Raw genomic sequence first — 13,563 nt, 5'->3', positions numbered from 1 at the left:
CCGCGAAATCTACAATCGGCCCTTGAGTCCATGCCCCTTTTCCGCCGCCTGCTGCGCTGGGCCCTGATCACCGCCGCGGGCCTGGCCCTGCTGGCCGGCATCGCCCTGGCCGTCCTGTACGCGAGGATCTCGGCCCAGCTGCCCGACGTGTCCACGCTGAGCCGGGTCGAGATGCAGGAGCCGCTGTACGTGCACGCCGCCGACGGCCGGCTGATGGCCGTGTTCGGCGAGGCCCGGCGCTACCCGGTGACCATCGACCAGGTGCCCGAACGCCTGCGCCAGGCCTTCATCGCCATCGAGGACGCGCGCTTCTACGAGCACGGCGGCGTGGACTACAAGGGCGTGGCCCGCGCGGTCTGGCTGCTGGCCACCACCGACGCCAAGCGTGTGCCCGGCGGCTCCACCATCACCCAGCAGGTGGCCCGCCAGTTCTTCCTCAGCTCCGAGTACAGCTACCGGCGCAAGCTGGCCGAGATGCTGCTGGCCATCCGCATGGAGAAGGTCCTGAGCAAGGACCAGATCCTGGAGCTGTACCTCAACAAGAGCTTCTTCGGCAACCGCGCCTACGGCGTGGCCGCCGCCGCCGAGTACTACTACGGCAAGAAGCTGGACGAGCTGGACCTGGACGAGATGGCCTCGCTGGCCGGCATCCCCAAGTTCCCCTCCTCCGGCAACCCGATCAGCAACCCCGAGCGCGCGCGCATCCGCCGCGACTACATCCTCGACCGCATGGCCGAGCTGGGCTTCGTGACCGCGGCCGAGGCGGCCGCGGCCAAGGCGGTGCCGATGCACGCCACCCCGCACGAGCCGCCGCTGGAGGCCCCGGCCCCGTACGTGGCCGAGATGGTCCGCCAGGAGATGCTGGAGCGCTTCGGCCCGGAGTCGCTGACCCGCGGCTACCGGGTCACCACCACCATCGACGCCGACCTGCAGATGGCCGCCGACCGCGCCGTGCGCGAGGGCCTGCGCCTGTACGACCACCGCCACGGCTGGCACGGGGTCGAGCAGAAGCTGGAGCTGCCGGCCGACGCCGACGACAGGGCCCTGGCCCGGGCCATCGCCGGCATCTCGGCGCCGGCCGACCTGCTGCCGGCGGGGGGCGCCGCCACCGCCGCGGGCGGCAGCGCCCAGGGGGGGCTGGCCGACGGCAGCCGGGTGGGGCTCGGCGCGCCGGCGGCGCGCTGGACCGGCAAGAGCCCGGCTGCGCTGCTGGCCCGTGGCGACGTGGGGCGGGTGCGGCGTGGCGAGAAGGAGGGCGAGTACCTGCTGGACCAGGTGCCGCGCGCCCAGGCCGCGCTGGTCTCGCTGGACGCCAACACCGGCGCCCTGCGCGCCCTGGTCGGCGGCTACAGCTTCGCCGGCAACAAGTTCAACCGTGCCACCCAGGCGCGCCGCCAGCCCGGCTCCAGCTTCAAGCCGTTCGTGTACGCTGCGGCCTTCGAGAAGGGCTTCAACCCGGCCTCGGTGGTGCTCGACGCCCCGGTGGTGTTCCGCGACCGCCGCGGCCACACCTGGTCGCCGCAGAACGACGACGGCAAGTTCAAGGGCCTGATGCGCCTGCGCGAGGCGCTGGTGCAGTCGCGCAACCTGGTCTCGGTGCGCCTGCTGGACGCCATCGGCGTGGACTTCGCCCGCCGCTTCATCACCCAGTTCGGCTTCGAGGAGTCCGAGCTGCCGCCCAACCTGTCCATGTCCCTGGGCACGGCCTCGCTGACTCCGCTGTCGGTGGCGCGCGCCTACGCCGTGTTCGCCAACGGCGGCTCGCGGGTGGACACCTGGCTGATCGACGAGGTCCGCGACCGCGACGGCCGGGTGGTGTACAAGCACGAGCCGCTGGTGGCCTGCCGTACCTGCGGCGGCGGCGGCCAGGCCGGCGCCCAGGCCCCGCAGGTGGTGGACGGCTTCAACTTCGGCGCCCTGCCCGCCCCGGGCGCGCAGGCACAGACGGCAGAACCGGCCACGGAGGCCACCGGGACCGCTCCCCTGCCGGCGGACGCGAAGGTCGCCCCGCGCGCGATCGACGAGCGCAGCGCCTACCAGCTCGCGTCGATGATGCGCGACGTGGTCCAGCGCGGCACCGGCGCCGCGGCCAGGGTGCTCGGCCGCGAGGACGTGGGCGGCAAGACCGGCTCGACCAACGACCACCGCGACGCCTGGTTCTCCGGCTTCGGCGGCGACCTGGCCACCACCGTCTGGGTCGGCCGCGACGACTTCAAGTCGCTGGGCTACCGCGAGTACGGCGGCAAGGCCGCGCTGCCGATCTGGATCGACTACATGCGCGTGGCCCTGGAGGGCCGGCCGGTGATGCCGCTGGAGCCGCCGGCGGGCATGGTGCTGGTGCACGTGGACGAGTCCGGGCGCATCTCCGCCGAGGGCGGCGGTCGCCCCGAGTACATCAAGGTCGAGGACCTGGAGCGCCTGTACAGCGCGCCGGACTTCTTCGGCACGCCGGCGGACGAGGAAGAGGCCTTCGACATCTTCTGAGCGCGGCGGCGGCCGCGTCGTTGGATCGGCCACGCCGTTGCGCTACAGTCGGGCCCAGGCCTCGAACGGAGTGTGGACCATGCACCGCGCCCGCCAGCACGCCGAGACCCGCACCCGCGAGCGCCGCCGGCGCCTGGCCTACGAGGCCGCCCGGCTGATGGCCGAAGGCGGCATCCGCGACTACCACCAGGCCAAGCTCAAGGCCGCCAACCGCCTGGGCATCCACGACGACGCTTCGCTGCCGCGCAACCGCGAGATCGAGGAGGCCCTGCGCGAGTACCAGCGCATCTTCCAGGGCCCCGAGCAGGCCCTCGCCCTGCGCCGCCGGCGCGAGGCCGCGGTGCGCGCCCTGGAATTCTTCGCCCGATTCCAGCCGCGTCTGGTCGGGCCGGTGCTGGAGGGCACCGCCGACGCCGGCTCGCCGGTGCTGCTGCAGCTGTTCTCGGACGACCCGGAGGCGGTGGCGCTGTTCCTCGACGAGCACGGCATCCCGGCCGAGTCGCGCACCCGGCGCCTGCGCCTGGACCGCGAGCGCAGCGGCGACTTCCCGGTGTGGGTGTTCGCCGCCGAGGATCTGCCCTTCGACCTGACCGTGCTGCCGCTGGACGCGCTGCGCCAGGCACCGCTGTCGGCGGTGGACGAGAAGCCCATGCGCCGCGCCTCGCTGGCACAGCTGCGCCAGCTGCTGGCCGGGGAGGAGATCGCCGCCTGCGAGGGCCTGCGCTGACGGCGCGCCCGCCGCACGGCCACGCCACCGGCGGCGCAAAGAAAAACGCCCCGCTCGCGCGGGGCGTTCTCGCAAGGCGCAGGGGGCGCGCGCCGGTCAGGCCACGTCGCGCTTGGCGTGGCCGATGTAGACCTGGCGCGGGCGGCCGATCTTCATCTCCGGATCCACCTGCTGCTCCAGCCAGTGCGACACCCAGCCGGCGGTGCGGGCCAGGGCGAACATGACCGTGAACATCTCGGTCGGGATCTTCAGCGCCTTGTAGATGATGCCGCTGTAGAAGTCCACGTTCGGGTACAGCTTGCGCTGCACGAAGTATTCGTCCTTCAGCGCCGCGGCCTCGAGCTTCATCGCCACTTCCAGCAGCGGGTCGTTGACGCCCAGCTCGCCCAGCACCTTGTGGGTCATCTCGCGGATGATCTTGGCGCGCGGGTCGAAGTTCTTGTAGACGCGGTGGCCGAAGCCCATCAGGCGGAAGCCCGAGGTCTTGTCCTTGGCCTTGAGCACGGCCGACTCGACGTTGTCGGCGGTGCCGATCTCCTCGAGCATCTTCAGCACGGCCTCGTTGGCGCCGCCGTGGGCCGGACCCCACAGCGCTGTGACGCCGGCGACGACCGAGGCGTACGGGTTGGCGCCGGTGGAGCCGACCAGGCGCACGGTCGAGGTGGAGGCGTTCTGCTCGTGGTCGGCGTGCAGGATGAACAGCACGTCCAGCGCCTTGACCACGGCCGGGTTGAGCTCGTACTTGCCGTCGGCCGACTCGAAGGTCTGCTTCAGGAAGCGGGACACGTAGTCCAGCGAGGCGTCCGGCTTGTTGGCCGGCAGGCCCTGGCCGTGGCGGTAGATCAGCGCCGACAGGGTCGGCACCTTGGCGATCAGGCGCACGGCGGCCTTGCGGCGCTGCTCGGCGTCGGACAGGTCCAGCGAGTCGTGGTACTCGGCGGCCAGGTGGGCGATGGCCGCGGCCAGGATCGCCATCGGGTGCGCCTTGCGGTCGAACGAGCCGATCAGGGTGTGGATCGCCTCGCTCACGCCGGCCTCGGCGGCCAGCTCGGCCTCGAAGGCCTTGAGCTGCTCGGCGCTGGGCAGGTCGCCGTTGAGCAGGGCGTAGGCGACGGCCACGTGGCTGGACTTCTCGGCCAGCTGCTCGATCGGGTAGCCGCGGTACAGCAGCACGCCGGCATCGCCGTCGATGTAGGTCACCGCCGACTTGCAGCTGGCGGTCGCGGTGAAGCCCGAGTCGTAGGTGAACAGCCCGGTTTCCTTGGGCAGCCTGGCGATATCCACGCAGTCGTTGCCCAGGGTGGGCTTGAGCACCGGCAGGGTCACCGACTTCTCGCCGGCGTTCAGGGTGACCTGATCGGAATGGGACACGATGTGCGCTCCTCTATGGGGTGATCACCGCAGGAGGGCGCACAGCGCCGCTGCGGTCGCGAATTTCGTCCGCGGCAGCGGCCGCGAATCCGCGGAATTATCGCATACCCCGCGGTATGCGTCCCTGCTGCCAAGGTATGACACACACCGTTCCAGCCGGCGGGCGCCAAACCGCGCACAGCAAGACGGCCGCGCAAGCGCGGCCGTCCGGCGTACGACTTCGGCTTCGTCGGTGCACGCCCCGCGGGGCGGCCGGCTCAGCGGGCGTAGCGGCGCTGGAACTTGTCGATGCGGCCGCTGGTGTCCACGACCTTGTGCTTGCCGGTGTAGAACGGGTGCGAGGCCGACGAGATTTCGATCTTGACGAGCGGATACTCGTTGCCATCCTCCCACTTGATCGTTTCCTTGGCGCTGGCCGCCAGGGTCGAGCGGGTCAGGAACTTGAAGTCGGAGGTGACGTCGTGGAAGACGACTTCGCGGTATTCGGGATGGATGCCGGCCTTCATGGCGTACACCGTATGGGAATTCGGAACGGAGCCAAGCATTCTAGCCGTCCGGCAGGCCCAGGCGCAAGCCGGGGCCTGCCCCACGCTCAGGCGGCGGCCAGCGCAGCCTGGATCCGGGCCTCGAAGCGGGCCTGGTCGTAGCGCAGCAGGATGCGGGCGTTGTCCGGGGCACCGGTCTGCCGGTTCCAGTCCACCGCGGTCAGGCCGCGGGCCAGGCGCCCTTCGGTCTCCACCGCCACCGGGCGCTCGGCCAGTTCCAGCGCCCCCTCCGGCTCCAGCGCCCAGGCCATGGCCAGGGCGTCGGCCGAGTGCCAGTGCTCGCCGCGGCGGTCCTCCGACCAGTGCCGGGTGCGGCGGGAGATCGCTTCGTAGAAGCGTGCCCGCGGCGAGTCGGCCGCCAGCCACTGCTCGACCCGGCGCATGTGCAGACCGTGGGCCAGGGTCGCCTCCCAGTCGGCCAGGTCCAGGCGCGGGAAGCCGCTGAACACCACATGCGCGGCCTCCGGGTCGAAGCCGACGTTGAACTCGGCCACCGGGGTGATGTTGCCGTGCGCACTCACCGCCCCGCCCATCACCACCAGCCGCGCCAGGCGCTGCGGCAGGGTCGGGTCCAGGCGCAGGGCCAGGGCCAGGTTGGTCAGCGGCCCCAGCGCGACCAGCACCAGGCGGCCGGCGTGTTCGTGCGACAGGCGCAGGATCGCCAGCGCGGCATGCTCGGCGGCGGGCCGGGCGGCCGGGTCGGGATAGCCGACGTCGCCGAAACCGTCGCGGCCATGCACGTGCGCCGCGTCCTCACGCGGGGCGTGCACCAGCGGCCCCCCGCAGCCGGGGAACACGGGCACGTCCGCGCGCCCGGCCACCTCGCACAGCTTCAGCGCGTTGCGCACGGTGTGCGCCAGGCCGACGTTGCCGGCGGCGATGGTCAGGCCCACCACCTCGTGCGCCGGCGAGTTGAACGCCATCAACAGCGCCAGCGCGTCGTCCACGCCGGGGTCGGTGTCGATCAGCAGCGGAATCTTCTCGCTCATTCGCCAGATCCAGGAAAACGGCCGGCCAGTTTCGCCCGTCGCGGCGTCCGGGGCAAACCGCCGGCGACCGGCTTCAGGCCGCGGCGTAGCGCACCGCGCCGCCGACCCAGCGCGCCACCACCCTGTCGGCCACGTCCGGGCGCTGCGCCAGCAGGCGGTCGGCCAGCGCGTGCACCTGCGGCAGCAGGTGGGCGTCGCGGCCCAGGTCGGCGATGCGGAACGCGGCCAGGCCGGTCTGGCGCGTGCCCAGCAGCTCGCCCGGGCCGCGCAGCTCCAGGTCCTTCTCGGCGATGACGAAGCCGTCGGAGGTGGTGCGCAGGGTCTCCAGGCGCTGCCGCGCCATGGCCGACAGCGGCGGCTGGTACAGCAGCACGCAGGTGGAGGCGGCCGCGCCACGCCCCACCCGCCCGCGCAGCTGGTGCAGCTGCGCCAGGCCCAGGCGCTCGGCGTTCTCGATGATCATCAGCGAGGCGTTGGGCACGTCCACGCCCACCTCGATCACGGTGGTGGCCACCAGCAGGTCGAGCGCGCCGTCCTTGAACGCGCGCATGGTGGCCTGCTTCTCGGCGGCCCTCATGCGCCCGTGCACCAGGCCCACGCGCAGCTCCGGCAGCTGCGCCGACAGCATCTCCCAGGTGCGCTGCGCGGCCTGCGCCTCGACGCGGCCGCCGTTGCGGGCGCCGCCCGCGCCCTCCTCCGGGTCCTCGATCAGGGTGCACACCCAGTACGCCTGCCGCCCCTCGCGGCAGGCCGCGCGCACGCGCTCGACCAGCTCCGGTCGCCGCTCGGCGCTGACCGCCACGGTGCGCACCGGGGTGCGGCCGGGCGGCAGCTCGTCGATGGCCGAAACATCCAGGTCGGCGTAGGCGGTCATGGCCAGGGTGCGCGGGATCGGCGTGGCGGTCATCACCAGCTGGTGCGGCACCAGGCCGTGCGCCGGGCCCTTGTCGCGCAGCGCCAGGCGCTGCTGCACGCCGAAGCGGTGCTGCTCGTCCACGATCACCAGGGCCAGGTCGTGGAAGGCCACGCCCTCCTGCATCAGCGCGTGGGTGCCGACCACCACCTGGGCGGCGCCGGAGGCCACGTCGGCCAGCACCTGCGCGCGCGCCTTGCCTGTGACCTTGCCGGCCAGCCAGGCCACGCGCACGCCCAGCGGCTCCAGCCAGCCGCGCAGGTTGGCCAGGTGCTGCTCGGCCAGCAGCTCGGTCGGCGCGGCCAGCGCCACCTGGCAGCCCTGTTCCACCGCCAGGGTGGCGGCCAGCGCCGCCACCACGGTCTTGCCCGAGCCGACGTCGCCCTGGACCAGGCGCAGCATCGGCACCGGCCGCGCCAGGTCGGCACGGACCTGCTCGAACACCCGGCGCTGGGCACCGGTCAGGGCGAAGGGCAGCTGCCGGAGCAGGCGCCCGGCCAGCTCGCCGGGGCCGGCCAGCGGCCGCGCCGGCTGGCTCTGCTGGGCCAGGCGCTGGCGACGCAGGCTCAGGTGGTGGGCCAGCAGCTCCTCCAGCGCCAGGCGCCGCTGCGCCGGGTGGGTGCCGGCGGCCAGCGCGGCCAGGTCCTCGCCGGGGGCGGGACGGTGCAGGGTCAGCAGCGACTGGCGCAGGCCCGGCAGGCCGACCAGCTCCGGCAGTTCCGGCGGCAGCAGCTCCATGGCCGCCGGCTCCGGCAGCAGGTCCAGCGCCTGGCCGATCAGGCGCCGCAGCACCGCCGGCGGCACGCCCTCCACCGCCGGGTACACCGGGTCCAGGGACTGGCCCAGCGGCGCGGCCTCGTCGTCGGCCAGGATGCGGTAGCTGGGATGGACGATCTCCAGGCCGTGCTGGCCCGGCCGCGGCGTGCCGAAGCAGCGCACGCGCACGCCCGGACGGAACTGCGCGGCCTGGGCGGCGCGGAAGTGGAAGAAGCGCAGCACCAGTGTGGCGCGGGAACCGTCGCCGATGGCCACGCGCAGCACCGGCCGGTAGCGGAAGCCGCGCTCCACGGCCTCCACCCGGCCTTCGACCTGTGCCGGCTCGCCCGGGCGCAGGTCGGCGATGCGGGACAGGCGGGTGCGGTCCTCGTAGCGCAGCGGCAGGTGCAGCCACAGGTCCTGCACCGTGCCCAGCCCGCGCGCGGCCAGCTTCTCGGCCAGGCGCGCGCCCACGCCCTTGAGCGCGGACACCGGCATGGCACCGGCGCCGGCGATCAGGGGCGGGGTGTGGCGCCGGGGACCGGCCACGCCGCGCTCCGCCTGCCCGGGAGGCTCAGTCGAGCACCATCACGGCGTCGGCCTCGAACGCCACGCCCTTGGGCAGGGCGGCCACGCCGATGGTGGAACGGGCCGGGTACGGGGCGGAGAAGTACTCCTGCATCACCGCGTTGACCGTGGCGAACTGGGACAGGTCGGTCAGGTACAGGCCCAGGCGCACGATCCGGTCCAGCGAGCCGCCGGCGGCCTCGGCCACGGCCTTGAGGTTGTCGAACACCTGGCGCGCCTGCGCCTCGATGCCGCCCTCCACCACCTCGCCGGTGGCCGGCACCAGCGGGATCTGGCCGGAGAAGTACACGGTGTTGCCGGCGCGCACGGCCTGCGAGTACGGGCCGATGGCCGCGGGCGCCTTGTCGGTCTGGATGATTTCGGACATGGGCTGTTCCGGTGTGCGTGGACAGGGCCGGGATTCTAGCCCCTCCGCCGCCGCCACCGGCAGCGCGCGGGCACGCGGCTACTGCCGGCGCACGCTCTGCACCACGTTCAGGCGGCGCAGGCGGCGGATCACCTCGGCCAGGTGCGCGCGGTTGCGCACCTGGATGGCGAAGCGCAGCTGTGCGGCGTTGCTGTCGCGGTCCAGGTAGTCCACCCGGTCGATGTTGGACCCGCTCTGCGCGACCGCCGCGGCCAGCTGCGCCAGCACGCCGGTGTGGTTCTCCACGTCCACGATCAGCGAGGTGTCGTAGTCGCCGGTCACGTCCGGGTCCCAGTCGATCGGCACCCAGCGCTCGGGCGACTTGCGGAACTCGACCAGGTTCGGGCAGTCCATGCGGTGCACCACCACGCCCTTGCCGGCGGTGTGGTAGCCCATGATCTCGTCGCCGGGGATCGGCTGGCAGCAGTTGGCGAAGCTGACCACGCCCCCCTCGGTGCCGTTGATCAGGATCTTCTCCTGCACGTGCTTGGACTGGGCGCCGCCGCGCAGCTCGGCGTAGGCCATCAGCGCCTGCGCGGCCTGGCTGGGCATCCAGTTGCCCAGCGCGATCTCGGCCAGGAACGCCTCCAGGCGTGGGAAGCGGTGCTCGGCCAGGAACGACTCCAGGCGCTGCGCCGGCAGCTTCTCCAGCGAGCTGCCCATCGCCTCCAGCGCGCGGTCGAGCATGCGGTGGCCCAGCTGCACCGCGTCCTCGTGCTCCAGCTGCTTGAGCTGGTGGCGGATGGCGGTGCGCGCCTTGCTGGTGACCACGAACTCCAGCCACTGCGGCTTGGGCGCGGCCGACTTGGCGGTGATGATCTCCACGGTCTGGCCGCTGGACAGCTTGGTCTTCAGCGGCACCAGCTTCTTGTCCACGCGCGCGGCCACGGCCTGGTTGCCCACGTCGGTGTGCACGGCGTAGGCGAAGTCCAGGGCGGTGGCGTTGCGCGGCAGGGCCAGGATGCGGCCCTTGGGGGTGAACAGGTAGACCTCGTCCGGGAACAGGTCCACCTTGACGTTCTCGAGGAACTCCAGCGAGGAGCCGGCGGCACGCTGCGACTCGATCAGCTCCACGATCCAGGCGTGGGCGCGGCTCTGCGCACTGTTGGGGCCGTCGCTGCCGTACTTGTAGCTCCAGTGGGCGGCGATGCCGCGCTCGGCGATCAGGTCCATCTCCTCGGTGCGGATCTGCACCTCGATCGGCGAGCCGTAGGGGCCGAACAGCACCGTGTGCAGGGACTGGTAGCCGTTGGCCTTGGGGATGGCGATGAAGTCGCGGAAGCGGCCGTCCAGCGGCTTGAACTGCGCGTGCACGGCGCCAAGGGCCCGGTAACAGTCCGACACCGTCTTGACCACCACGCGGAAGCCGAAGACGTCCATCACCTGGTCGAAGCTTTTGCCCTCGCCCTGCATCTTGTTGTAGATGCTCCAGGGCGTCTTGACCCGGCTGACCAGGCGGTGCTCCAGACCCTCGCGCGCCAGTCCCTGGGACAGCTTGGCCTCGACCTGCGCCATGGACTCGCGGCGCATCACCGGCTGGCTGCGGATGTGCTTCTCGATGATGGCGTGGCGCCAGGGGTGCAGGGCGCGGAAGCCCAGGTTCTGCAGCTCGGACTTGACCAGGCTCATGCCCAGGCGCTGGGCGATGGGCGCGTAGATCTCCAGCGTCTCGCGGGCGATGCGCACCCGCGCCTCCCGGCTCTGCGCGCCGAGCGTGCGCATGTTGTGCAGGCGGTCGGCCAGCTTGATCATGATCACGCGCAGGTCGCGCGCCATGGCCAGCAGCATCTTGCGGAAGCTCTCGGCCGCCGCCTCCTGGCGGTCGCGGAACTTCAGCTTGTCCAGCTTGGTGACGCCGTCCACCAGCTCGGCCACGTTCTCGCCGAAGCGCTCGGCGATCTCCTCCCGGCGCAGCGGGGTGTCCTCGATGGTGTCGTGCAGGATCGCCGCGATCAGCGTCTCCACGTCCAGGCCCAGCTCGGCCAGCACCTTGGCCACCGCCACCGGGTGGGTGATGTACGGCTCGCCCGACTTGCGGGTCTGCCCGGCGTGGGCGGCGGCGCCCACGCGCCAGGCCTCGCGCAGCAGCGGGAGCTGCTCGGCGGGCAGGTAGGAGGCGGCCTTCTCCAGGTCGAGGACGTAGTCCGGCACCGGCTCGTCGGGGACGGGCACCGGGGCGGGGGGAGATGCCTGGGCGGAAAGGCCGGGAGTCATGCGGAAAGACTATGCCAGCGCCAAGGCGGCGGCAAACCCCGCCGGCACGGGCATTCCGGCGCCGGAAGCGGCCTCTTGCGGGCCGATCCGCCGCGTCGATCGGCGGCCCGGGGGGACTCAGCCGAGGCGCCAGGCCCGCTCCACGCCCGGCAGCGCCTCCAGCTTGCCCAGCAGGGCGGACAGCTGGCCATAGTGGGCCACGCGCAGGCGCACCCGCAGCTGCACCCGGCCGTCGCCGCGCACGTCCGAGCGGATGTCGGCCACGTAGGCGTCCTCCTGGGCGATCACCGTGGTCACGTCCTTCAGCAGCCATTTGCGGTCCACCGCGGCGATCGTCACGTCCACCTCGTAGCTGCTGCCCTGGCTGCCCCACTCCACCGGCAGCACCCGCTGCGGCTGCGCCGCGGCCAGGCGGGCGAAGGCGGCACAGCCGGCGCGGTGCACGGTCACGCCGCGGTGGCGGGTCAGGTAGCCGGCGATGGCCTCGCCCGGCACCGGCTGGCAGCAGCGCGCCAGCTGCACCAGCAGGTTGCCCACGCCCTGCACGGTGAAGCCCGGCTCGCCGCGCTTGCGCGCCTGGCGCGGCTCCGGGCGTGGCGGCGGCGCCGGCGGCGCCTCGGCCGCCCGCTCCAGCTCCAGCAGGGCGCGGCCGACCTGGCTGGGGCCGACGTCGCCCAGCGCCACCTGGACGTACAGGTCGTCCACCGTCTCGGCGTGGAAGCGCCTGGCCACCGGCGCCAGGTCGGCCTGCTGCAGGCCCAGGCGCTTGAGCTCGCGCTCCAGCAGCTCGCGGCCGGCCTGCACGTTGCGGGCACGGTCGAGCTTGTGGAACCAGGCACGGACCTTGTCGCGCGAGCGGCCGCTGGCCAGGTAGCCGTTGGCGGGCACCAGCCAGTCGCGGCGCGGGTCCGGCTCCTTGCCGGTGAGGATCTCCACCTTGTCGCCGCTGCGCAGGCGGTAGGTCAGCGGCACGATGCGGCCATTGACCTTGGCCCCGCGGCAGCGGTGCCCGACCATGGTGTGCACGTGGTAGGCGAAGTCCAGCGGCGTGGCGCCCTGCGGCAGGTCGATCACCTCGCCCTTGGGGGTGAGCGCGTAGACCCGATCCTCGACCAGCTCGGCGTCCAGGCTGCCGGCCAGCTCGGCGTCGCGGCCCTCGCCGGCCTGCTCCAGCAGCTGGCGCATCCACGCGATCTTGCGCTCGAAGGCCTTGTCCGCGCCCTTGCCGCCCTCCTTGTAGCGCCAGTGCGCGGCCACGCCCAGCTCGGCCTGCTCGTGCATCTCGCGGGTGCGGATCTGCACCTCCAGCGTGCGCCCCTCCGGGCCGATCACCGCGGTGTGCAGCGAGCTGTAGCCGTTGGGCTTGGGCCGGGCGATGTAGTCGTCGAACTCCCCGGGCACCGGCACCCACAGCGCGTGCACCACGCCCAGGGCGGCGTAGCAGGCGGCCACGTCCTGCACCATCACCCGCACCGCGCGCAGGTCGTACAGCTTGTCGATGGGCAGCGACTTCTTCTGCATCTTCCGCCAGATGCTGTAGATGTGCTTGGGCCGCCCGGTGATCTCGGCCTGCAGGCCCTGTGCGGCCAGGGCCGCGCCCAGCTGCGTCTTGACCTGCTCGATGTAGCGCTCGCGCTCGGCGCGGGTGCCGTCCAGCTCGCTGGCGATGGCCCGGTAGGTGTCCGGCTCCAGGTAGCGGAAGGCCAGGTCCTCCAGTTCCCACTTCAGCTGCCAGATGCCCAGGCGGTTGGCCAGCGGCGCGTGGATGTCGCGGGTCAGCTGCGCCAGCGCGCGCCGCTCCTCCTCCGGCAGCGCGGCGGCCGCGCGCATCTTGGCCAGCTGCCGCGACAGCAGCAGGGGCACCACCCGCAGGTCCTGGATGATGGCCAGCAGCAGGCGGCGCAGGCCCTCGCTGTTGCGCCCGGCCTCGCGCCCGGCGTGCAGGGCCCAGACCTGGTCGGCGGCGTCCTGGCCGTCGAGCAGGCCGGGCACGGCCGGCCAGCGCGCGGCCACGTCGGCAGCCACGGCGGCGCGCAGCCCCGGCAGGTCGAACAGCAGCGCGGCGACCAGGGCCGGCTCATCGGCCTCCAGCCGCCCCAGGATCCGCAGGGTGTCGGCGATCACCGCCCAGCTTTCGCGCTGGCTGCGGTCGGTGCCCTCGGCCTCCCACGCGCGCAACAGGCTGTCCCGCAGCGCCGCCGGGAACGGCGCCACGGCCGGTCCCTGGAGCAGGGAGTGCAGACCGTCGATGTCAGGGTGTGGCAAGGCCATTCCGGCACGTGGGGATGTGACTACACTAGCGGCCAACGCACGGGAGGAACAAGCATGCGACTGCGCACGACGATCGGTTCCGGGCTGGTTGTTCTGCTGGCGTTGGCGACGGCCGTCGCGGCCGCGCAGTCGGCCGGCTCCCGCCTGCGCGAGGCGATGACTCCGGACGAGTTCCGCGCCGCCGGCCTGGACAAGCTCGACGCCGCTGAACTGGCCGCGCTGGAGGCCTGGCTGCGGCGCCGTGGCGCGCTCGCGGACGAGCCGGCGCCGGGCGGGGTGCGGTTCGCGCGGCCCTACTT

The 13,563-nt window shown here is 72.8% G+C and carries 9 protein-coding genes and 1 pseudogene; 3 read left to right on the top strand and 7 right to left on the bottom strand.

Annotated features, from left to right (window positions below):
• The first annotated feature begins 30 nt into the window (after positions 1-30).
• Both CR938_RS07465 and CR938_RS07460 read left to right on the top strand, forming a co-directional pair.
• A complete protein-coding gene (locus CR938_RS07465) occupies positions 31-2,484 on the top strand; it encodes a penicillin-binding protein 1A (RefSeq protein WP_162124404.1) in 2,454 nt (817 codons plus the stop codon).
• A gap of 79 nt (positions 2,485-2,563) precedes the next feature.
• Positions 2,564-3,211: a hypothetical protein gene (locus tag CR938_RS07460; protein ID WP_162124403.1), complete on the top strand. Its 648-nt coding sequence runs from the start codon at positions 2,564-2,566 to the stop codon at positions 3,209-3,211.
• 96 nt (positions 3,212-3,307) lie between these two features.
• On the opposite strand, the gene CR938_RS07455 is transcribed toward CR938_RS07460, so the two are convergent.
• The 7 genes from CR938_RS07455 to CR938_RS07425 all read right to left on the bottom strand — a co-directional run bounded on the left by CR938_RS07455 (position 3,308) and on the right by CR938_RS07425 (position 13,264).
• Complete coding sequence (locus CR938_RS07455; protein ID WP_162124402.1) at positions 3,308-4,582, bottom strand: citrate synthase; 1,275 nt, start codon at positions 4,580-4,582, stop codon at positions 3,308-3,310.
• Positions 4,583-4,839: 257 nt separating this feature from the next.
• A complete protein-coding gene (locus tag CR938_RS07450; RefSeq protein WP_162124401.1) occupies positions 4,840-5,088 on the bottom strand; it encodes a type B 50S ribosomal protein L31 in 249 nt (82 codons plus the stop codon).
• Positions 5,089-5,174: 86 nt separating this feature from the next.
• Positions 5,175-6,116 (bottom strand): nucleoside hydrolase, encoded by a 942-nt coding sequence (locus tag CR938_RS07445; RefSeq protein ID WP_162124400.1) that lies wholly within the window; start codon positions 6,114-6,116, stop codon positions 5,175-5,177.
• Positions 6,117-6,189: 73 nt separating this feature from the next.
• Positions 6,190-8,283 carry an ATP-dependent DNA helicase RecG gene (recG, locus tag CR938_RS07440; RefSeq protein WP_162124422.1) on the bottom strand — a complete coding sequence of 698 codons (2,094 nt, stop codon included), beginning with the start codon at positions 8,281-8,283 and terminating at the stop codon, positions 6,190-6,192.
• Positions 8,284-8,359: 76 nt separating this feature from the next.
• Positions 8,360-8,740 carry a RidA family protein gene (locus CR938_RS07435; RefSeq protein ID WP_162124399.1) on the bottom strand — a complete coding sequence of 127 codons (381 nt, stop codon included), beginning with the start codon at positions 8,738-8,740 and terminating at the stop codon, positions 8,360-8,362.
• Positions 8,741-8,818: 78 nt separating this feature from the next.
• Complete coding sequence (locus CR938_RS07430; protein ID WP_162124398.1) at positions 8,819-10,993, bottom strand: RelA/SpoT family protein; 2,175 nt, start codon at positions 10,991-10,993, stop codon at positions 8,819-8,821.
• 117 nt (positions 10,994-11,110) lie between these two features.
• The gene (locus CR938_RS07425; protein WP_162124397.1) at positions 11,111-13,264 is read right to left on the bottom strand and encodes a RelA/SpoT family protein; all 2,154 of its coding nucleotides are present in this window, start codon (positions 13,262-13,264) and stop codon (positions 11,111-11,113) included.
• 54 nt (positions 13,265-13,318) lie between these two features.
• Here CR938_RS07425 and CR938_RS07420 point away from each other — a divergent pair.
• Positions 13,319-13,563: pseudogene (locus CR938_RS07420) on the top strand (hypothetical protein); the annotation flags it as partial.

It is taken from the genome of Pseudoxanthomonas taiwanensis, from assembly GCF_010093135.1.
In the GTDB taxonomy this organism is placed as follows: domain Bacteria; phylum Pseudomonadota; class Gammaproteobacteria; order Xanthomonadales; family Xanthomonadaceae; genus Pseudoxanthomonas; species Pseudoxanthomonas taiwanensis.
The sequence above is the reverse complement of the archived record's forward strand: the minus strand, read 5'-3'. Positions and strand labels throughout refer to the sequence as shown.

What these genes read in the sequence shown, in the direction of transcription:
- CR938_RS07430 (WP_162124398.1), bottom strand. Translation starts at nt 10,993, where the DNA reads ATGACTCCCGGCCTTTCCGCCCAGGCATCTCCCCCCGCCCCGGTGCCC.
- recG (WP_162124422.1), bottom strand. Translation starts at nt 8,283, where the DNA reads ATGCCGGTGTCCGCGCTCAAGGGCGTGGGCGCGCGCCTGGCCGAGAAG.
- CR938_RS07450 (WP_162124401.1), bottom strand. Translation starts at nt 5,088, where the DNA reads ATGAAGGCCGGCATCCATCCCGAATACCGCGAAGTCGTCTTCCACGAC.
- CR938_RS07465 (WP_162124404.1), top strand. Translation starts at nt 31, where the DNA reads ATGCCCCTTTTCCGCCGCCTGCTGCGCTGGGCCCTGATCACCGCCGCG.
- CR938_RS07460 (WP_162124403.1), top strand. Translation starts at nt 2,564, where the DNA reads ATGCACCGCGCCCGCCAGCACGCCGAGACCCGCACCCGCGAGCGCCGC.
- CR938_RS07445 (WP_162124400.1), bottom strand. Translation starts at nt 6,116, where the DNA reads ATGAGCGAGAAGATTCCGCTGCTGATCGACACCGACCCCGGCGTGGAC.
- CR938_RS07425 (WP_162124397.1), bottom strand. Translation starts at nt 13,264, where the DNA reads ATGGCCTTGCCACACCCTGACATCGACGGTCTGCACTCCCTGCTCCAG.
- CR938_RS07435 (WP_162124399.1), bottom strand. Translation starts at nt 8,740, where the DNA reads ATGTCCGAAATCATCCAGACCGACAAGGCGCCCGCGGCCATCGGCCCG.